At 71.6% G+C, this 18,127-nt stretch carries 20 protein-coding genes; 12 read left to right on the plus strand and 8 right to left on the minus strand.

What is annotated here, in order from left to right; translation table 11 throughout:
- Positions 1-38: 38 nt before the first annotated feature.
- Complete coding sequence (locus BGO91_RS13155; RefSeq protein ID WP_290473203.1) at positions 39-983, minus strand: ROK family protein; 945 nt, start codon at positions 981-983, stop codon at positions 39-41.
- An 80-nt stretch (positions 984-1,063) separates the two neighbouring features.
- Here BGO91_RS13155 and BGO91_RS13160 point away from each other — a divergent pair, with 80 nt between their 5' ends.
- The 5 genes from BGO91_RS13160 (at position 1,064) to BGO91_RS13180 (ending at position 6,109) form a co-directional block, all read left to right on the plus strand.
- Positions 1,064-2,023: a sugar-binding transcriptional regulator gene (locus BGO91_RS13160; protein ID WP_290473204.1), complete on the plus strand. Its 960-nt coding sequence runs from the start codon at positions 1,064-1,066 to the stop codon at positions 2,021-2,023.
- 21 nt (positions 2,024-2,044) lie between these two features.
- Positions 2,045-3,067, plus strand: coding sequence for a deoxyribose-phosphate aldolase (gene deoC, locus BGO91_RS13165; protein ID WP_179699411.1), 1,023 nt, complete (start codon positions 2,045-2,047; stop codon positions 3,065-3,067).
- A gap of 16 nt (positions 3,068-3,083) precedes the next feature.
- Positions 3,084-4,580, plus strand: a complete 1,497-nt coding sequence (locus BGO91_RS13170; protein WP_290473205.1) for an aldehyde dehydrogenase family protein — start codon at positions 3,084-3,086, stop codon at positions 4,578-4,580.
- Entirely contained in the window at positions 4,577-5,437 is an 861-nt protein-coding gene (locus BGO91_RS13175; protein WP_290473206.1) for an aldehyde dehydrogenase family protein, read from the plus strand. Before BGO91_RS13170 ends, BGO91_RS13175 begins: the two co-directional genes overlap by 4 nt.
- Positions 5,438-5,515: 78 nt before the next feature.
- Positions 5,516-6,109 (plus strand): GDSL-type esterase/lipase family protein, encoded by a 594-nt coding sequence (locus BGO91_RS13180; protein WP_290473207.1) that lies wholly within the window; start codon positions 5,516-5,518, stop codon positions 6,107-6,109.
- Positions 6,110-6,124: 15 nt separating this feature from the next.
- Here BGO91_RS13180 and BGO91_RS13185 read toward each other — a convergent pair whose 3' ends face one another.
- From BGO91_RS13185 to BGO91_RS13195, 3 genes are all read right to left on the minus strand, one after another.
- Positions 6,125-7,402 carry a M20/M25/M40 family metallo-hydrolase gene (locus BGO91_RS13185; protein ID WP_290473362.1) on the minus strand — a complete coding sequence of 426 codons (1,278 nt, stop codon included), beginning with the start codon at positions 7,400-7,402 and terminating at the stop codon, positions 6,125-6,127.
- An 80-nt stretch (positions 7,403-7,482) separates the two neighbouring features.
- Positions 7,483-8,010 carry an O-acetyl-ADP-ribose deacetylase gene (locus BGO91_RS13190; RefSeq protein ID WP_290473208.1) on the minus strand — a complete coding sequence of 176 codons (528 nt, stop codon included), beginning with the start codon at positions 8,008-8,010 and terminating at the stop codon, positions 7,483-7,485.
- 1 nt (position 8,011) lies between these two features.
- Positions 8,012-8,290: a metal-sensitive transcriptional regulator gene (locus tag BGO91_RS13195; protein ID WP_021764665.1), complete on the minus strand. Its 279-nt coding sequence runs from the start codon at positions 8,288-8,290 to the stop codon at positions 8,012-8,014.
- Positions 8,291-8,349: 59 nt separating this feature from the next.
- Between BGO91_RS13195 and BGO91_RS13200 the strand changes: the two genes are divergently transcribed.
- The 5 genes from BGO91_RS13200 (at position 8,350) to BGO91_RS13220 (ending at position 14,093) form a co-directional block, all read left to right on the plus strand.
- On the plus strand, positions 8,350-8,574 hold the full coding sequence (locus tag BGO91_RS13200) for a heavy-metal-associated domain-containing protein (RefSeq protein WP_290473209.1): 225 nt from the start codon (positions 8,350-8,352) through the stop codon (positions 8,572-8,574).
- The gene (locus tag BGO91_RS13205) at positions 8,571-10,733 is read left to right on the plus strand and encodes a cation-translocating P-type ATPase (protein WP_290473210.1); all 2,163 of its coding nucleotides are present in this window, start codon (positions 8,571-8,573) and stop codon (positions 10,731-10,733) included. Before BGO91_RS13200 ends, BGO91_RS13205 begins: the two co-directional genes overlap by 4 nt.
- 169 nt (positions 10,734-10,902) lie before the next feature.
- Positions 10,903-11,331 (plus strand): RbsD/FucU domain-containing protein, encoded by a 429-nt coding sequence (locus BGO91_RS13210; protein ID WP_290473211.1) that lies wholly within the window; start codon positions 10,903-10,905, stop codon positions 11,329-11,331.
- Positions 11,332-11,412: 81 nt separating this feature from the next.
- Positions 11,413-11,760 (plus strand): DUF6804 family protein, encoded by a 348-nt coding sequence (locus BGO91_RS13215; RefSeq protein ID WP_290473212.1) that lies wholly within the window; start codon positions 11,413-11,415, stop codon positions 11,758-11,760.
- 170 nt (positions 11,761-11,930) lie between these two features.
- Entirely contained in the window at positions 11,931-14,093 is a 2,163-nt protein-coding gene (locus BGO91_RS13220; RefSeq protein WP_290473213.1) for a DEAD/DEAH box helicase, read from the plus strand.
- Here the strand turns inward: BGO91_RS13220 and BGO91_RS13225 are convergent.
- The 4 genes from BGO91_RS13225 to BGO91_RS13240 all read right to left on the minus strand — a co-directional run bounded on the left by BGO91_RS13225 (position 14,090) and on the right by BGO91_RS13240 (position 16,235).
- Complete coding sequence (locus BGO91_RS13225) at positions 14,090-14,527, minus strand: MarR family winged helix-turn-helix transcriptional regulator (RefSeq protein ID WP_290473214.1); 438 nt, start codon at positions 14,525-14,527, stop codon at positions 14,090-14,092. The genes BGO91_RS13220 and BGO91_RS13225 overlap by 4 nt on opposite strands.
- Positions 14,524-14,946, minus strand: coding sequence for a polyketide cyclase (locus BGO91_RS13230; RefSeq protein ID WP_290473215.1), 423 nt, complete (start codon positions 14,944-14,946; stop codon positions 14,524-14,526). The genes BGO91_RS13225 and BGO91_RS13230 overlap by 4 nt, the downstream gene beginning before the upstream one ends.
- Before the next feature lie 661 nt (positions 14,947-15,607).
- Entirely contained in the window at positions 15,608-15,793 is a 186-nt protein-coding gene (locus BGO91_RS13235) for a hypothetical protein (RefSeq protein ID WP_290473216.1), read from the minus strand.
- 43 nt (positions 15,794-15,836) lie between these two features.
- Positions 15,837-16,235 carry a DUF3224 domain-containing protein gene (locus BGO91_RS13240; protein WP_290473217.1) on the minus strand — a complete coding sequence of 133 codons (399 nt, stop codon included), beginning with the start codon at positions 16,233-16,235 and terminating at the stop codon, positions 15,837-15,839.
- A gap of 76 nt (positions 16,236-16,311) precedes the next feature.
- Between BGO91_RS13240 and BGO91_RS13245 the strand changes: the two genes are divergently transcribed.
- Positions 16,312-16,941: a CYTH domain-containing protein gene (locus BGO91_RS13245; RefSeq protein ID WP_290473218.1), complete on the plus strand. Its 630-nt coding sequence runs from the start codon at positions 16,312-16,314 to the stop codon at positions 16,939-16,941.
- A gap of 137 nt (positions 16,942-17,078) precedes the next feature.
- Positions 17,079-18,107 (plus strand): 6-phosphofructokinase, encoded by a 1,029-nt coding sequence (locus BGO91_RS13250; RefSeq protein ID WP_021758361.1) that lies wholly within the window; start codon positions 17,079-17,081, stop codon positions 18,105-18,107.
- Positions 18,108-18,127: the final 20 nt, after the last annotated feature.

Raw genomic sequence — 18,127 nt, forward strand, 5'->3', positions numbered from 1 at the left:
CGAGGCGGCAGCTCGACGCGGCGACGTGGAGCGGCTCGCTAGGCGGGGAGCAGGTTCGCGCGGTGGATGAGCGCAGCCGCGCCGATGAGCGGTCCCTCGGAGGAGAGCGCCGACGGGACGATGCGCACCTTGCGCACGAACGGGAAGTAGTGCTTCTCGATGACCTCGCGCATGTGCGTGAAGAGATCGGGCGTCGAGTGGGAGAAGCCGCCGCCGATGGCGACGAGCTCCAGGTCGAGCAGGGCGGTCGCCGAGGCGATGGCGTGGCCGACCGCGCGGCCGGTGCGGGCGATCGCGTGCCGGGCGACCTCGTCGCCGGCGACGTAGGCCGCAGCCAGCTCTTCGCCGGTCGTGCCCGTGAAGCCGTGCTTCTGCGCCCACGCGACGGTGTGCGGACCGGAGGCCATCGCCTCCAGCGCGTACGGGTTGCCGAAGGTGTCCTCGCCGCGGATGTCGCCGACCTCCACGTGCCCGATGTGCCCGGCGTTGCCCGTGGGGCCGGTGATGACCCGGCCACCGACGATGAGGCCGCCGCCGATGCCGGTCGAGACGACCATGCCCATCACGTTGTCGACGCCCTGGGCCGCGCCGACCCAGTGCTCGGCCATCGTGATCGCGACGCCGTCCATCTCGAGCGTCACAGGCACGTCGAGACCGGCGGAGCGCACCTCGGCGCCGATGTAGTCGCGCATCGGGTAGTCGCGCCAGTGCGGCACGTTCAGCGGGGAGACCAGGCCACGCACCCGGTCGATCGGGCCGGCGCAGCCGATGCCGACCCCGACGATCTCCGCACCGTCGGGCAGCGCGCCGAGCGCGTCGCGCACGATGCCGCCGACCGAGGCCTCCAGATCATCGACCGTCGCGGTGCGGCCGGTCGGGCGGCGGAAGCGGGAGTCGGGCACGAGTCGGCCGTCGGCGTCGACGAGCGCCGCCTCGACCTTCGTGCCGCCGAAGTCGACGGCGAGAGCGAGGGGTGTGGACACGAGGATTACCCTAGACGATCCGCTATCTGCTCATTTGAGCAACGCATGCGCAAAGGTTGCGGACGTCCTAGGCTGGTGAGGTGGCCCTGAACGATACCGACGAGATCCTCGCCGTCAAAGCCGCAGAGCTGTACTACGAGGCGGGCAAGACGCAGGACGAGATCGGCGTCGCCCTCAACGTGAGCCGCTGGAAGGTGGGCAGGCTCCTGGTGGCGGCGCGCGAGCACGGCTTCGTGCGCATCGAGATCGTGCATCCGAGCGCCAGGCGGTTCTCCCTCGAGCGCGAGCTGTGCGGCTTCTACGGTCTGGAGGACGCCGTGGTCGTCCCCGCCGCGGAGAGCGAATCCGAGACCCAGGCCCGCGTCGCGCAGGCCGCCGCGGACTACCTCACCACCCTCCGCCCCGTCCCGCGCACCCTCGGCGTCAGCTGGGGCCGCACGCTGCACGCGGTCGCCGCCCGCCTGCGCCCGGGCTGGGCCGTCGGTGTGAACCCCGTGCAGATCAACGGCAGCGTGTCGAGCACCCGTCAGGCGACGGCGGCGGCCGACACCGCGGTCGTCATCGCGCGCAAAGCGCAGGGCACCGCGACGCTGCTCCCCAGCCCCGCGATCTTCGAGCACGCCGCCACCCGCCGCGCGATCGAGGCCGACCGCTCGGTGCAGTCGGTGCTCGACCTCGCCCGCGGAGCGAGCGCCTACCTCTTCAGCGCCGGCGTCGTCGACACCAGCTCCGTCCACGTCGACTCCGGCTACCTCTCCCCGGAGGACGTCATCGGCCTCGCCGACAAGGGCGCGGTCGGCGACGTCGTCGGCCGGTTCATCACCGACACCGGCGAGGTCGCCGACCCCGAGCTCGACGGCCGCACGCTCGGCCTGTCGCTCGAGGAGCTGCGCACCGCCCGCACGAGCATCGCCGTCATCGCGGGCGAAGCCAAGCACCAGGTGGCGCACGCCGTGGTCGCGAGCGGCCTGTGCACCACCCTCATCACCGACGAAGCCACCGCGAACGACCTCCTCGGCCGCAGCCAGCCGAGCTCGTGAGCAGAACCAGTAAGGAATGACGTGACCATCGAAACCACCGTCCCGCCCGTGCGCACGCTCGCACCGGCGGCGCGTGCCGTCGAGGTGCTCGGCGGCGACCTCACCGAGGCGTCCCTGCGGCGCTACCTGAACGGCATCCCCGGTGTCGACGCCGTCGGGCTCGAGCAGCGGGCCGCGGGCCTCGGCACGCGCTCCATCAAGACCACCAGCAAGCGCTGGGCGCTCGACAAGATCATCGAGCTCATCGACCTGACCACCCTCGAGGGCGCCGACACCCCCGGCAAGGTGCGCTCGCTCGTCGCGAAGGCGCTCACGCCGGACGCCGGCGACCCGTCGACGCCGCGCCCCGCCGCGGTCTGCGTGTACGGCGATATGGTGCCGTACGCCGTCGAGGCGCTCGGCTCGTCGCACGCCGAGGCCCCGGCCGGAGTCGCCGTGGCCGCCGTGGCGACGGCGTTCCCGAGCGGACGCGCCTCCCTCGCCGTCAAGCTGGCCGACACGGCCGACGCGGTCGCGGCCGGCGCCGACGAGATCGACATGGTCATCGACCGCGGCGCCTTCCTCTCCGGCCGCTACGGCCTCGTGTTCGACGAGATCGTCGCGGTGAAGGAGGCGTGCCGTCGAACCGACGGCAGCTACGCCCACCTCAAGGTCATCCTCGAGACCGGTGAGCTCAACACGTACGACAACATCCGCCGCGCCTCCTGGCTGGCGATCCTCGCCGGGGGCGACTTCATCAAGACGTCCACCGGCAAGGTCTCGCCCGCGGCGACCCTGCCCGTCACCCTGCTGATGCTCGAGGTCGTCCGCGACTGGCACCGGCTCACCGGCGAGGAGATCGGCGTGAAGCCCGCCGGCGGCATCCGCTCCTCGAAGGACGCGATCAAGTACCTGGTGACCGTCGCCGAGACCGTCGGCGAGCACTGGCTGCAGCCGCACCTGTTCCGCTTCGGCGCGTCGAGCCTCCTGAACGACGTGCTCCTCCAGCGCCAGAAGCTCGCGACCGGGCACTACTCCGGCGCCGACTACGTGACGATCGACTGACGAAAGCAGACCCAGAATGAGTTTCCTCGAATACGCTCCGGCCCCGGAGTCGCGGTCGATCCTCAGCCTCCGCGACGAGTACGGCCTCTTCATCGACGGCGAGTTCGTCGCCGGTCACGGCACCCCGTTCCAGACCATCTCCCCGGCGACGGAGGAGCGCATCGCGACGATCGCGACCGCCGACACCTCCGACGTGGACGCGGCCGTCGCCGCCGCCCGCCGCGCCCACGACAAGGTCTGGTCGCGGATGAGCGGCACCGACCGCGGCAAGTACCTGTTCCGCATCGCGCGGCTGGTCCAGGAGCGCGCCCGCGAGCTGGCCGTCGCCGAGAGCCTCGACAACGGCAAGCCGATCAAGGAGAGCCGGGATGTCGACGTCCCGCTCGTCGCCGCGTGGTTCTTCTACTACGCGGGCTGGGCCGACAAGCTGGAGCACGCCGGGCTCGGCCCCGCGCCCCGCGCCCTCGGCGTCGCCGCGCAGGTCATCCCGTGGAACTTCCCGCTGCTGATGCTCGCCTGGAAGATCGCCCCCGCTCTGGCGGCCGGCAACACCGTCGTGCTCAAGCCCGCCGAGACGACGCCGCTGACGGCGCTGCTCTTCGCGGAGATCCTGCAGCAGGCCGACCTGCCCGCCGGCGTCGTCAACATCGTCACCGGCGCGGGGGAGACCGGGCGCGACCTCGTCGCCCACCCCGACGTGAACAAGGTGGCCTTCACCGGCTCCACCGCCGTCGGGCGCGAGATCGCCCGCTCCGTCGCCGGCACCGACAAGAAGCTGACGCTCGAGCTCGGCGGCAAGGCGGCCAACATCGTCTTCGACGACGCGCCGATCGACCAGGCCATCGAGGGCATCGTCAACGGCATCTTCTTCAACCAGGGCCACGTGTGCTGCGCCGGCAGCCGCCTCCTGGTGCAGGAGAGCATCCACGACGAGGTCGTCGACCGGCTGAAGAGCCGCCTGTCCACGCTTCGCCTGGGCGACCCGCTCGACAAGAACACCGACATCGGCGCGATCAACAGCGCCGAGCAGCTGCAGCGCATCCGCGAGCTCTCCGACATCGGGGAGGCGGAGGGGGCCGACCGCTGGACCGCCGACTGCGCCATCCCCGAGAACGGGTTCTGGTTCGCGCCGACGATCTTCGACAACGTGTCGACGAGCCACCGGATCGCACGCGAGGAGGTCTTCGGACCGGTCCTCTCGGTGCTCACCTTCCGCACGCCCGCCGAGGCGATCGCCAAGGCGAACAACACGCCGTACGGCCTCTCCGCCGGCATCTGGAGCGACAAGGGCAGCCGCATCCTCGCGGTCGCCGACAAGCTCCGCGCCGGTGTGATCTGGGCCAACACCTTCAACCGGTTCGACCCGGCGAGCCCGTTCGGCGGCTACAAGGAGTCCGGCTACGGGCGCGAGGGAGGCCGTCACGGCCTCGGCGCGTACCTCGTGCCGGGCCGCGCGCTGCCCGCCGCCGTCACCTCCTCCACCCGCTCGACCCGCAAGGGAGCCACGAAATGAGCCGCCTGGCCGTGCCGAAGACCTACAAGCTCTACATCGGCGGGAAGTTCCCGCGCAGCGAGTCCGGCCGCACCTACGAGGTGCTCTCGGCCTCCGGCGCGTTCCTGGCCAACGCGGCCCAGGGCTCCCGCAAGGACGCCAGGGACGCCGTGGTCGCCGCCCGCGCCGCCGTCTCGGGCTGGGCGGGCGCCACCGCGTACAACCGCGGCCAGGTGCTCTACCGCATCGCCGAGCTGATGGAGGGTCGCCGGGCGCAGTTCGTCGACGAGATCCAGAACGCCGAGGGCGTCTCCGCCGCCGTCGCCGGCGCCCAGGTGGACGAGGCGATCGACCGGTGGGTCTGGTACGCGGGATGGGCGGACAAGTTCACGCAGGTCGTGGGCAACGCCAACCCGGTCGCCGGCCCGTACTTCAACATCTCGGTGCCCGAGCCGACCGGCGTCGTCGCCGTGATCGCGCCCCAGGATTCCAGCCTGCTCGGCTTCGTGAGCGCCGTGGCCCCCGCGCTCGTCGCGGGCAACACGGTCGTCGTGGTCGCCAGCGAGCGCTTCCCGCTCTCGGCGATCAGCCTGAGCGAGGTGCTCGCGACGAGCGACGTCCCGGGCGGGGTGGTCAACATCCTCACCGGTTCGCCGGCCGAGATCGCGCCGTGGCTCGCCTCGCACGCCGACGTGAACGCGCTCGACCTGGTCGGCGCGGGCGCGCTGGAGTGGGTCGACCTGCAGATCTCCGCCGCGGAGACCCTCAAGCGCGTCCTCGCCCCGGAGAACGGGCCGGACGCCGCCGCTCCGTCGCTCGACCGCATCGCGTTCTTCACCGAGACGAAGACGGTCTGGCACACCAAGTCCCTGCTCTGACGTCCGCCGCCTCCCCGACCCCCTCGCCCTCCCGCCCGATCTGGGGGAGGATGGAGGGAGCCGGGGAGGATGGTACGGATGCCGGAGGAATGGGAAACGGGGCGAGGCCCGCTCGCCCTCATCGGAGACAGCCTGACGCAGGCCGGTGACTGGGCGAATCTGCTGCCCGGGGAGACGGTCTGGAATTTCGGCGTCGCCGGCGACACGACGGACGACGTGCTCGCGCGTCTCGACGATGTGATCGGTTCGGGGCCGGCGACGCTCGCCCTGCTGATCGGGACGAACGACCTGGCGTGGCGGCGATCGGCGGAGCACGTGGTCCGCAATGTGGAGACCGCGCTCGTGACGATCCGCAAGGAGCTGCCGGAGGCGCGCATCCTGGCCCAGTCGGTGCTGCCGCGCGGAGCCGAGTTCGCCGAGCAGATCAAGGACATCAACCGGCACCTGTGGCAGTTCGCGCCGACGGTGCACGCCGGCTGGCTCGACCTGTGGCCCGCCACGGCGCTGGAGGACGGCGAGCTCAACCCGGCGTACACCGACGACCGGCTGCATCTGAACGCCGAGGGCTACCGGGTGTGGGCGAGCGAGCTCATCCCGGCGCTCGAGCTCGTGCGGGAGCTCCCGCCGTCGACCAGGGCGATCGAGCTGCCGGATCTCGGCGGGGCGGCCTGAGCCGCTCGGCGAGCGTCAGCTGGAGCGCAGCAGCAGCGCGTAGACCTCGATGCCGCGCAGCCAGGTGCGCACGTGGATGCGCTCGTCGCGGGCGTGCAGCGTCCCGCGCTCCTCGGTGCTCATCTCGAACGGTGTGAACCGGTAGACGGTGTCGCCGATCGCGGTGAAGTGACGGCTGTCGCTCGCGCCCAGCATGATGTACGGCGTCACGATCGCGCGCGGGTGCACCTGCGCGAGCGCTCCCGCGACGCGGTCCCACTCCGCGCCCTCGCTCGGCGAGACCGGCGAGGGCTCGCTGGCGTCGACGGCCTCGATGCGCACCTGCGGGTCGCGGACGGCGCGCCGGATGTGCTCCAGGGTCTCGGCGACGGTCGAGCCGACGGCGATGCGGACGTTCACGATCGCTTCGGCCGTCTCGGGCAGCGCGTTGGCGGCCAGGCTGCCGCGCAGCTGGGTGACCGCGGTCGTGGTGCGGACGATGGCGCGCGTCTCGTCGCTGAGGCGGCCGAGAACGGCGCGCAGGAGCGGCTGGAGGCGTCGCGCCCGCGTGAAGACGGCGCGCAGCGGCCCGGAGGCGTGGGCGCCCAGGGTCTCCACCATGCGCAGGTTCGTCTCGGTGAGGCGGGCGGGGAAGGGTTTGGCGTTGAGCCGCGTGATGGCGCGGGCGAGGCGCACCGTGGCGGTCAGCTTCGGGGGAGTGGAGGCGTGGCCGCCGTGCTGCTCGACCGTGAGCCGCACCGAGGTGATGCCCTTCTCGCTCACGCCGACGACCGCGATGGGCCGGGTCACGCCCGGGAAGATGCGCTCCACGATGGCGCCGCCCTCGTCGAGCACGAGCGCCGGCCGGATGCCGCGCTCGCGGAGGGTCGCCACGATCGCCTGCGCGCCGGTGTCGACCGTCTCCTCGTCGTGGCCGAAGCTCAGGTAGACGTCCTCCTGCGGGGTGAAGCCCTCGCCGAGGAGGCGCTCGACGGCCTCCAGGATCGCCACGACGGCGCCCTTGTCGTCGAGCGTCCCGCGGTTCCAGAGCACCCGGCCGTCTCCGGTGCCGGTGATCTCGGCCGCGAACGGCGGGTGCTGCCAGCCCTCGTCGGTGGCGGGGACGACGTCGTAGTGGCCCATCAGGATGGTCGGGCGCCCGGTCGGCGCGCTGCCGGCCCAGCGGTAGAGGAGGGAGCGGCCGTGCTGCTCGCGCTCCAGCGCGGCGTGCACCGCCGGGTAGAGCCCGGGCAGGGCCGCGATGAACGTGTCGAACGCCTCCCAGTCGGTCAGTTCCACGTCGTTGCGCGACATCGTCGGGATGCGCAGGAGGGTGCGGAACCGGTCGAGCGCCGCGTCTTCGCGGGCGGCGACCGGGGCCTCGTCGACGGCGCTCACTCGCCGGCCGCCGTGCGGAAGGCGGCCAGCGCCTCGTCGCTGAAGAGCACGAACCGCACGTGCTCGACGGAGCCGACTCCCGAGGAGAGAACGGCGCGCACGGTGCTGACGGCGATCCGCGCGGCGTCGTCCATCGGCCAACCGTAGACACCGGCCGACACGGCGGGGAAGGCGACCGTCGTCGCGCCCAGCTCGCGTGCGACGCGCAACGAGGAGCGATAGGCGTTCTGGAGCAGTGGCGTGCGGTCCTCGGCGTCGGTCCAGACCGGGCCGACGGTGTGGATGACCCACTGCGCGGGCAGGTCGCCCGCCGTGGTGGCGACCGCCTGGCCGGTGGGCAGCCCGTCGGGCAGCGTCGTTGCGCGCAGCTCGCGGCAGGCCTCCAGGATGGCGGGGCCGCCCCGGCGGTGGATGGCGCCGTCGACGCCGCCGCCGCCGAGCAGGGAGCTGTTGGCCGCGTTGACGATCGCGTCCACGGCCTGGTCGGTGATGTCTCCGCGGACGATCTCGATGGGGTCCGTCATCTCAGCCCCGGTTGTTCGAGAGCTCGTAGACCTTCAGCAGCTCGAGGATCGCGTCGTCGCGCTGGCTGCCGCCCTCCTCGAACATCTCGGACACGTGGGTCCGGAGATGGTTCTCGACGAGGAGCTTGTTGAGGGAGCCGAGCGACTTCTGGATGGCGAGGGACTGCGTGATGATGTCGACGCAGTAGTCCTCGTTCTCGATCATCTTCTCGAGGCCCCGCAATTGGCCTTCCAGGATGCGCGTGCGGTGGAGGGCACGCTTCTTGATGTCCGCGATCACCCCTCCAGGATACCCCGCATCCCATATACCCCTATGGGGTATGTGCTACGGTGGTGGACATGGAAACGACCTACGACATCCTCGGCATGACCTGTGCACACTGCGCCCGGGCCGTCACTGACGAACTCTCGACCCTCGACGGGGTCGAACGCGTCGAGGTGGATGTGGCCGCCGGTCGCGCGACGGTCGCCCACACCGCACCGCTCGGCGACGACGCGGTCCGCGCCGCCGTCGAAGAGGCCGGCTACACCCTCGGCCGCCCCGACCGGCTCCCCCTCCTGTGACGGCGGTCGACGGCCTCGCACGGGTCGACCTCGCGATCGAGGGGATGACCTGCGCGAGCTGCGTCGCCCGGGTCGAGAAGCGGCTGGGCCGCGTGGACGGGGTGACCGCGACGGTCAACCTCGCCACCGAGCGGGCCAGCGCCCTCGTCCCGGCCGATCTCGACGTCGCCGCCCTGGTCGCCGAGGTGGAGAAGGCCGGATACGGCGCCCGCGTCCTGCACGACGACCGCGACGCGTCGGGCGACTCCGACTCCGGCGGCGAGCAGGCGGGGGAGGCACGCGACGGCCGCCGCCTCGTGCCGCGGATGCTCGTGAGTGCGGCCCTCAGCGTGCCGATCATCCTGATTGCGATGATCGAGCCGCTGCACTTTCCCGGCTGGGAGTGGGTCTCGCTCGTGCTCGCCACCCCCGTCGTCCTCTGGGGCGGCTGGCCGTTCCACCGCTCCGCCGCCGTCAACCTGCGGCACGGGGCCACGTCGATGGACACGCTCGTCTCGCTCGGCACGCTCGCGGCCTACACCTGGTCGCTCGTGGTGCTGCTCCTCGGCGCAGGCGGTCACGTCTACTTCGAGGTCGCCGCGGTCGTCACGACCTTCCTGCTCCTCGGCCGCTACGCCGAGGCCCGCTCGCGACGGCGGGCGGGGGAGGCGCTGCGCGGGCTGGCGCAGGCGTCGGCGCGCGAGGTCTCCCTGCTCGACGAGTCGGGGAGCGAGCGGCGCATCCCCGTGGCCCTGCTCTCGGCCGGCGACCGCTTCGTGGTGCGGCCGGGGGAGCGGATCGCCGCGGACGGCGAGGTCGTCGAGGGCGAGGCCGCGGTCGACGCCTCCGCGATGACCGGTGAGTCCGTGCCGGTCGAGGTCGCGGTCGGCGACGACGTGACCGCCGGGACCGTTGCGGCCGGCGGCATGCTCGTCGTCCGTGCCGAGCGGGTGGGCGCGGACACGCGCGTCGCCCGCCTCGCCGCCCTGGTCGAGCAGGCTCAGCTCGGCAAGACCCGCGCGCAGCGCTCCGCCGACCGGGTGTCGTCGGTGTTCGTGCCGATCGTGATCGGGCTCGCCGCGCTCACCTTCGTGATCTGGTGGCTCGTCACGGGGGACGCCGCCTCGGCGGTCTCGCCGGCGGTGGCCGTGCTGATCGTCGCGTGCCCCTGCGCGCTCGGCCTCGCGACCCCGACCGCGCTGCTCGTCGGCACCGGTCGCGCGGCTCAGCGCGGCATCCTGATCTCCGGGCCGGAGGCGCTCGAGCGCGCCGGTCGCATCGACACGGTCGTCTTCGACAAGACCGGCACGCTGACGACGGGCCGCATGACGGTCGCGCGTTCCGTCGTCGTGCCGGGGGAGTCGGTGGACGACGTCCTGCGGCTGGCCGCCGCCGCCGAGCGCGGCTCCGAGCATCCACTCGGCCGCGCGATCGCGGAGGCGGCGCCGTCCGAGGCCGTCGTCGCGGGCTTCCGCGCCGTGGCAGGCTTCGGCGTCACCGCGATCGTGGACGGCCGGGAGGTCGTGGTGGCGCGCGCGGGGGACGACCTGCCCGTCGTGCTGGCGGAGGCGGTCGCCCGCATCCGGGCCGACGGCGCCACGGCGGTGGCGGTCTCTGTCGACGGCGCGCCCGTCGCGGTGCTCGCCGTCAGCGACCCGCTCCGGCCGGACGCGGTGGACGCCATCGCGCGGGTGCGTGCCCTGGGCGCCGAGCCGGTCGTGCTGAGCGGCGATCACGAGGCCACCGTCCGCGCGACGGTCGCCGGCCTCGGGGAGGTGCGCGCCCTCGGAGGTGTTGCGCCCGAGGGCAAGGCCGCCGAGATCGCCCGGCTGCAGGCCGACGGCCGCACCGTGGCGATGGTGGGCGACGGCGTGAACGACGCCGCCGCGCTGGCGACGGCCGACCTCGGCATCGCGCTGGGCTCGGGTTCCGACATCGCCATCGAGGCGGGCGACCTCACCCTGCTCCGCCCCGAGCCGAGCCTGGTGGCGGATGCCCTGCGGCTCTCGCGCCGGATGCTCGCAGTGATCCGCGGCAACCTGTTCTGGGCCTTCGCCTACAACGTGGCCGCCCTGCCGATCGCGGCCCTCGGCCTCCTCGATCCGATGATCGCGGGTGCGGCGATGGCGTTCTCGAGCGTCTTCGTGGTGCTGAACAGCCTGCGGCTCCGGCGGTTCTGAGCGCGGCCGCGCTCAGCGGATCAATAGCAGGTGCGAATCCGCGGAATCGGGATGTCCGGCGGCGCGTCAACCCGGTCTCCCCTTAAAGGGGGGTAGGGGAGGACATACAACCGGGTCTATCCCCAGCGCAGGGGTTGAGAAATATTCGTTTTGCAGGAAAGGCCCGACTTTGCTGAAGAACCTCAGCCCGCTGCTGTCCGGTGCACTCTTGAGTGCGCTGGATTCGATGAACGACGGCGAGACGCTTACCCTCGTCGGCAGCGGCTATCCAGAGAACACGATCACCGCGCCCATCGTCCGCCTCGAGGACGACACCACCACCGAGGACGCCGCCCAAGCGATCCTCAGTGTGTTCCCGCTCGACAACATCCACCCGTCCCCGATCGCCTTCCTCGACCTGACAGGAGAGTCCTACGACGTCCCCGACGTCGCCTTCGCCGTGAACGGCATCGCCTCCGATGCCGAGCTGCGGCGCGTCCCGATGGAGCGTCTGGGCCTCGAGGAGTTCCTCGAGCAGGCCCGGTCCTCCTCCGTGGTCGTCCGCGTCGGCTCCGACGCCCCGCCGTGCGCCTTCCTGTTCCGCAGGGGAGTGCTCTGACCGGGTCCGCCGATCCCGGCGGCGCCCGCCCCTCGAGACGGTCTCGTCTCGAGGGGCGCGGGTGCCGCTAGGGTGGTGGGGATGTCCACCTCCCGCACCCCGCAGCCGCCCGCCTTCAACCGTGCGGCCCTGGCGCCCGGCCTCATCGCTGCGATCGTGCTGCTCGCCGGTCTCGCCCTGATCGGCGGTGCCTGGTATCTCTACGTCCAGTACGCGGTGGCGATCCTGGCGCTGATCATGTGCGTCTTCGCCGGACAGGCCAAGCAGTGGTGGTGGCTCGTCGGGCTCGTCCCGATCGCCGTCGTCTGGAACCCGGTCTGGCCGATCACGATCGACGACACGGTGCTGCGCGCGCTGCACGTCATCGCGGCCGTCTTCCTCGTCTGCGCGGCGACGCTCATCAAGATCCCGGCCGACACTCGTCGCTGAACGGCCGCGCATCCGGTAAAATGAACGCGTGCGGCGATTCCTGTGCCGCGCTCCCGGCGTCCCCGACGCCCGGTCGGGGCCGCTCGGTCCTCCGATCGGAGGTCGCGCCGGCCCTCACGCCTTAGGCGCCGTGCCCTCGGACAGCGCGCGGCGCACCTTCATGGAGGACCATGTCTCGTTCCGGTCAGCGCACCAGCTCGTCGCGCCCGCAGCAGCAGCGCCGGAGCCGGCACGCCAACAACGACGGCCTCATCCCGGTCCTCGCCCGCAAGGTGCGCGAGGTCGAGGCGAAGGCCGCCGACGGCAAGAAGCTCGGCCCGACGAACCGCACCAAGTTCCAGGTGATCGCCTTCCTCATGCGCGAGGAGCGCGCCCGGGCGAAGGCCGACGCCGAGCTGAGCGACGCGGCGCGCGCGGAGCAGCTGAAGCGGCTCGACGGCATCGCGACCATCCTCGCGAAGACCGCCGCCCGCGACACCTCGCTGATCTCCCTGCTCGAGAGCGAGGCCCCGCCGACCGCGACCGCGCAGAAGATGCGCCGCGACTGGCTGCTCGAGTCCGGCACCGAGCTCAGCCCCGACGACCTCATCATCACCATCGAGCGTCCCGTGGCCAAAGTCGACAGCGTCATCCCGCCGGAGCTGGCGGAGAAGCAGGTCGTGCCGCAGTCGGTGAAGGCGCGCCAGCTGTCCAACCCGTTCCTCGCGCCCGACTTCTCGCGGCTCACGCCGGCGCAGCCGACGCCGCGCCGCCGCCTCGACTCGTGGGAGCTGCTCGGCCCGCTGTTCAAGTCGTTCGAGTACGGCGCCGGCGGCCAGGCCGCCAGCATGGAGCTGCCGCCCGCCCCGGCCATCGACCGCTACTCGCCTCCCGGGCTCGAGCTCATGCACCACCAGGCCCGGTTCGTGGAGAGCGTCCGCCAGGGACACCGCACGTTCCTCCTCGCCGACGAGCCCGGCCTCGGCAAGACCGCGCAGTCGGTCCTCGCCGCGTCCGTCGCCGGCGCCTACCCGCTGCTGGCGGTCGTGCCCAACGTCGTGAAGATGAACTGGGCGCGCGAGGTCGAGCGCTGGACGCCGCAGCGCCGCGCCACCGTCATCCACGGCGACGGGGAGGGGCTCGACGCCTTCGCCGACGTCGTCATCGTCAACTACGAGGTGCTCGACCGGCACCTCTCCTGGCTGAGCACGCTCGGCTTCAAGGGCATGGTCGTCGACGAGGCGCACTTCATCAAGAACCTGCACTCGCAGCGCTCCCGCCTCGTCCTCGGGCTCGCCGACGCGATCCGGTCGAACACGCCGGACCCGCTGCTGCTCGCCCTCACGGGCACGCCGCTCATCAACGACATCGACGACTTCCGCGCCATCTGGCAGCTGCTCGGCTGGATCGACGGCAGCAAGCCGACCGCGCAGCTCATGGAGCGCCTGGAGGAGACGGGGCTCACCCCGGCGGAGTTCGGCTTCTACGCCGCCGCCCGCGAGGCCGTCATCGACATGGGCATCGTGCGCCGCCGCAAGCTCGACGTGGCAGCCGACCTGCCCAGCCGCCGCGTCGTCGACCTGCCGGTCGAGCTCGACGGCGATCTCGGCCGTTCCATCCGCCAGGCGGAGAAGGAGCTCGCCGACCGGCTCGTCGCCCGCTTCCACCGTGCCGCGGCCGCCGGCCGGCCGGACACCTTCGACGGCGACGACGAGGCGCACCGCCGCCACCTCATCCGGCTGGTCGCCCAGTCGGAGCTGGAGGAGTCGAAGTCGGCCAAGACCGGCGACAACGTCTTCACGATGGTCCGCAAGATCGGCCAGGCGAAGGCCGGTCTCGCCGCGGACTACACCGCGCAGCTCGCCCGCTCGGTCGGCAAGGTCGTGTTCTTCGCCAAGCACATCGACGTGATGGACCAGGCGGAGGAGGCGTTCGCGGCCCGCGAGCTGAAGACCATCTCCATCCGCGGCGACCAGAGCGCGCTGTCGCGGCAGAAGGAGATCGACGCCTTCAACAACGACCCGGACGTCTCGGTCGCGGTCTGCTCGCTCACCGCGGCGGGCGTGGGCCTCAACCTCCAGGCCGCGTCGAACGTCGTCCTGGCGGAGCTGTCCTGGACCGCTGCTGAGCAGACGCAGGCCATCGACCGCGTGCACCGCATCGGTCAGGAGGAGCCGGTCACCGCGTGGCGCATCATCGCCGCCCAGACGATCGACTCCAAGATCGCCGAGCTCATCGACGCCAAGCAGGGCCTCGCGGCCCGCGCCCTCGACGGCAGCGACGTCGAGGCGGGCTCGGCCGACTCGGTGCAGCTGGACGCGCTCATCCACCTGCTGACGGATGCGCTCGACTAGGCGGGGCGTCCCGCGAGGGGCGTGAGCACCGCCAGCAGTCGGTCGTCGGGCACGGACGCGAAGAACGCCGCATCCGCGTCCTCGACGGCGCGGACGGCTGCGGTCGCGACCTCTGTGCCCTCGGCGGTGACGGTGAGGACCTTGGCGCGCGCGTCGGCGGCATCCGTGCGGCGCTCGACGAGCCCTTTCGTGAGAAGCCGTCTGGTCACCTCCGACACGATCCGCGGATCGGATCCGGTGAACTCGGAGAGCCGGGCCTGATTCGGCAGCTCGCCCGACCGGCCCAGCCACGAGGCGGAGGTGAGGATGACGAATTGCGGGTGGGTGAGGTCGAACGGGGCCAGCGCGGCGTTCATCGCCCGCTGCCAGCGCAAGGTGGCGTGCCAGAGGAGGAATCCCGGGCTCTCCGCGGGTCCGCCGGAGAATCGTGTCATGCGCGCAGCGCCGCCTGCTCGAGGAGTGCGGCCATCGACTCGGGGAAGTCGCCGCTGATCTGCGGACCGAGTTCGGGGCCGACCGAGTCCGCTCCGGGCCCGGTGATCTGCAGGCTATGCGTGACTCGCGTCCCGTCGGGGGTGTCGGCGAGGTCGTGGCGGAAGGTCAGGACGATGTCGCCGAACTCCGTCCGGTCGGCGTAGGTCGCCCCCTCGACCAGGTCCACGATGACCGAGGTGAACGGATCCTGGCCGGCAGGGGTCACGGTCAGTTCGGTGCCGACGGCGAACGGGCCGCGCAGGTCGAACGTGTCCGCGCCGGGATAGGTGAGCGCTCCCGTGTGCAGATCGCGCAGGGCGGCCCACACGACGGGGCGGGGGAGTGCGGTGGTGGCGGTGTGCTCGGTGCTCCACATCATGATGCCTTTCTCTATGGCTAGATGATCTATGCCTAGACAATAACACCGAGAGGGAACCCCGTCCAGAGGGACCCACGCAACGGCAGGGAAGACCGGACGAACCAGTCTCATGTCGACGGGTGCTGCGAGCGTCGAGCTCGGGCTGGTTGCTACGTTCGCCTTCTTCGCCGAACTCGAGTGAGGGCGACTGTTCCCGAGGCGACGCCTGCCGCAACGAGGGCGTAGGTGAAAACGGTCAGCGGATAGCTACCCTGACGGTACTGAGCCGATCCAGCATTTCCGTCAGCCCGGGGCCAATCGCAGACATCTCCCAGCGGCCAGAACGATACCGTTTCACCAACTTCGGCGAATCGTTGTTCGCTCGTATCGGCGCCAGCTGGGGCCAGGCTATAGAGTCTGCACGTGTTGTGGTGCGCGAGAGCGATCTGTTCGCCTGCCAGGCACAGTGAGAACGCGATGAGCGCTATTGCCGCCGCGGCACAATACCGCTCAACCGAACGATCACCCACGCCGCCCCCCGAGTCATGCCGAACTCAATATGTTCCGGCACATGCACCATAAATCGTCGATAGCGCGACACGGATCCTTCTCGAGGATGGTCTGGTGTCCGACTGCGCGGCCCGGGAAACCGAGATTCGGCACGAAATGTGCCGCCCCGGCGTCAGGCGATTCCGGCGTCGTCCGGGTCGAGCGGCACCGGGCGGTCGTCGTCGGGGAGGATGCGGTCGGCCTCCTCGTCGTCCGTCACGGGGATGTCGTCGGCGTCGTGGGGCACAGGATCGGGCTCGTAGTCGCCCTCCTGCGATTCCCGGAACTCGTCCAGATCCTCATCGCGCCGGTCGCTCATGACACCGAGGGTACCGCTCGGGCCGGGCTCGGTCGAGGGGCGCTCAGCCCGCCAGCGTGAGCACGAAGTACGGGCCGCGCTCGTCGTGGAGGATGCGTGCCTCACCGCGGAACGCAGCGAAGTCGCCCGTGCCGGTGCCAGGGACGATGTACCCGAAGGCGGACGGGTCGTCGGGATGCTGCAGCGCCCCGTGGTGCACCGTGAACGAGCCGCTCCGGCCGTCGGGCAGCGCGCCGGTCACCCGCTCGGCGGCCAGGTAGCCGCGGCCGCCCTCCTCCGTCCCCGACGAGACGAAGTGCGCGACGGACTCGCCGACCAGGCCCTCCGTGTAGCGCTTGCGCATGACGATGGCGCCGACCCAGTCCCCGTCGAGGCCGGCGAGCGGTTCCGGGTCCCAGCCGGTGACCTCGAATCGGGCGGTGATCGTCTCCGTGGTGTCCATGCCCCGAGCCTAAGCACTGCGCTCCCGTGCGCTCTTGTGATTTCGCGACACGGCCGAAGTGGGCTAGACAGGGGTCATGGAGCACCAGAGCCAGGTCGAGATCGAGCGCAAGTACGACGTCGGAGAGGACACTGTTCCGCCCGACCTCGTCGGCGTCGGTGCGGTCGCGGTCGTGGCGGAGCCCGAGACGGCGGAGCTCGTCGCCACCTACTACGACACCGGCGACCTGACCCTCGCCCGCAACCGGATCGCCGTGCGCGCCCGCCGCGGCGGCGCCGACGAGGGCTGGCACGTCAAGCTCGCGCCCGGCGAGGAGGGGCGCGTCGAGCTCCACTGGCCGCTCGGGGACGGCGAGCGCGAGCCGCAGGAGCTGCGCGACGCGGTCGCCGAGGCCCTCGGGTCCGGGCTGGGGGACGAGCCGCTCCTCCCGATCGCCCGCATCGTGAACACCCGGGTGACGACCGTGCTGCGGGATGCGGCCGGCTTCGACCTCGCCGAGCTCTGCGACGACCACGTGCGCGGCGAGAACCTGCGCAGCGGCGGCCGCGACGAGTGGAGGGAGTGGGAGGTCGAGCTCCTGAGCGGTGCGCCGGACAAGCGCTCGGGCCGCACCGCGCTGCTCGACGGCGTCGAGGAGCGGCTGCTCGAGGCCGGCGCACGCCCGTCGGCGAGCGGCTCCAAGCTGCAGCACGTCCTCGAACTCTGACCCGCGCAGTGGACGGAGCGGTCCACGTGCGCGCAATACCTCACGGCCCCACCGAAGTCCAGTGCGTTTTTGTGCTGCGGCGGGAGGTCGGGCATGATGCCTAGGGGCGTTACAGAAACGGCGAGAGACGGAGCACCATGAAGATCGGCATCCTCACCAGCGGCGGCGACTGCCCCGGACTCAACGCGGTCATCCGCGGCGCGGTCCTGAAGGGCGACCGCGTGCACGGCTCGGAGTTCGCCGGTTTCCGCTACGGCTGGCGCGGCGTCGTCGACGGCGACATCATGCCGCTCGACCGCCACAGCGTCCGCGGCCTCTCCCGCCAGGGCGGCACCATCCTCGGCTCCAGCCGCACCAACCCGTTCGAGGGCGAGAACGGCGGGCCGGAGAACATCCAGCGGATGATGGACGAGAACGGCATCGACGCGATCATCGCGATCGGCGGCGAGGGTACGCTCACGGCGGCCCGCCGTCTCACCGACGCCGGCCTGAAGATCGTCGGCGTGCCGAAGACCATCGACAACGACCTCGCGGCCACCGACTACTCGTTCGGCTTCGACACCGCGGTGGAGATCGCCACCGAGGCGATCGACCGCCTGCGCACCACGGCCGAGTCGCACCAGCGCTGCATGGTCGTGGAGGTCATGGGCCGCCACGTCGGCTGGATCGCGCTGCACTCCGGCATGGCGGGCGGTGCGCACGCCATCCTCATCCCCGAGCGGCCGCAGTCGATCGAGCAGGTCGTCGAGTGGGTCGAGTCGGTCCGAGACCGCGGCCGTGCCCCCGTCCTCGTCGTCTCCGAGGGCTTCCACCTCGACACGATGGAGGAGGCGCACTCCCACAAGGGCCTCGACGCCTTCAACCGCCCGCGTCTGGGCGGCATCGGCGAGATGCTCGCCCCCATGATCGAGGAGCGCACCGGCATCGAGTCGCGCGCGACCGTTCTGGGCCACATGCAGCGCGGCGGCGTTCCGAGCGCCTACGACCGCGTGCTCGCGACGCGCCTCGGCATGGCCGCGGTCGACGCCGTCTACGAGGGCCGATGGGGCTCCATGGTGTCGCTGCGCGGCACGGACGTCGTCAACGTCTCCATCGCGGACGCGACCGGCGGCCTGAAGACCGTTCCGGACGCGCGCTACGAAGAGGCCGCGCTGCTCTTCGGCTGAGTCGCGGCTCCCGGGCACCA

Source organism: Leifsonia sp. 71-9, from assembly GCF_001898805.1.
Taxonomy (GTDB): domain Bacteria; phylum Actinomycetota; class Actinomycetes; order Actinomycetales; family Microbacteriaceae; genus Leifsonia.

Coding starts and splice junctions, on each gene's coding strand:
- BGO91_RS13245 (WP_290473218.1), top strand. CDS start 16,312: ATGGAGCACCAGAGCCAGGTCGAGATCGAGCGCAAGTACGACGTCGGA.
- BGO91_RS13230 (WP_290473215.1), bottom strand. CDS start 14,946: ATGATGTGGAGCACCGAGCACACCGCCACCACCGCACTCCCCCGCCCC.
- BGO91_RS13235 (WP_290473216.1), bottom strand. CDS start 15,793: ATGAGCGACCGGCGCGATGAGGATCTGGACGAGTTCCGGGAATCGCAG.
- BGO91_RS13220 (WP_290473213.1), top strand. CDS start 11,931: ATGTCTCGTTCCGGTCAGCGCACCAGCTCGTCGCGCCCGCAGCAGCAG.
- BGO91_RS13200 (WP_290473209.1), top strand. CDS start 8,350: ATGGAAACGACCTACGACATCCTCGGCATGACCTGTGCACACTGCGCC.
- BGO91_RS13225 (WP_290473214.1), bottom strand. CDS start 14,527: ATGACACGATTCTCCGGCGGACCCGCGGAGAGCCCGGGATTCCTCCTC.
- BGO91_RS13250 (WP_021758361.1), top strand. CDS start 17,079: ATGAAGATCGGCATCCTCACCAGCGGCGGCGACTGCCCCGGACTCAAC.
- BGO91_RS13180 (WP_290473207.1), top strand. CDS start 5,516: ATGCCGGAGGAATGGGAAACGGGGCGAGGCCCGCTCGCCCTCATCGGA.
- BGO91_RS13190 (WP_290473208.1), bottom strand. CDS start 8,010: ATGACGGACCCCATCGAGATCGTCCGCGGAGACATCACCGACCAGGCC.
- BGO91_RS13185 (WP_290473362.1), bottom strand. CDS start 7,402: ATGTCGCGCAACGACGTGGAACTGACCGACTGGGAGGCGTTCGACACG.
- BGO91_RS13240 (WP_290473217.1), bottom strand. CDS start 16,235: ATGGACACCACGGAGACGATCACCGCCCGATTCGAGGTCACCGGCTGG.
- BGO91_RS13175 (WP_290473206.1), top strand. CDS start 4,577: ATGAGCCGCCTGGCCGTGCCGAAGACCTACAAGCTCTACATCGGCGGG.
- BGO91_RS13215 (WP_290473212.1), top strand. CDS start 11,413: ATGTCCACCTCCCGCACCCCGCAGCCGCCCGCCTTCAACCGTGCGGCC.
- BGO91_RS13170 (WP_290473205.1), top strand. CDS start 3,084: ATGAGTTTCCTCGAATACGCTCCGGCCCCGGAGTCGCGGTCGATCCTC.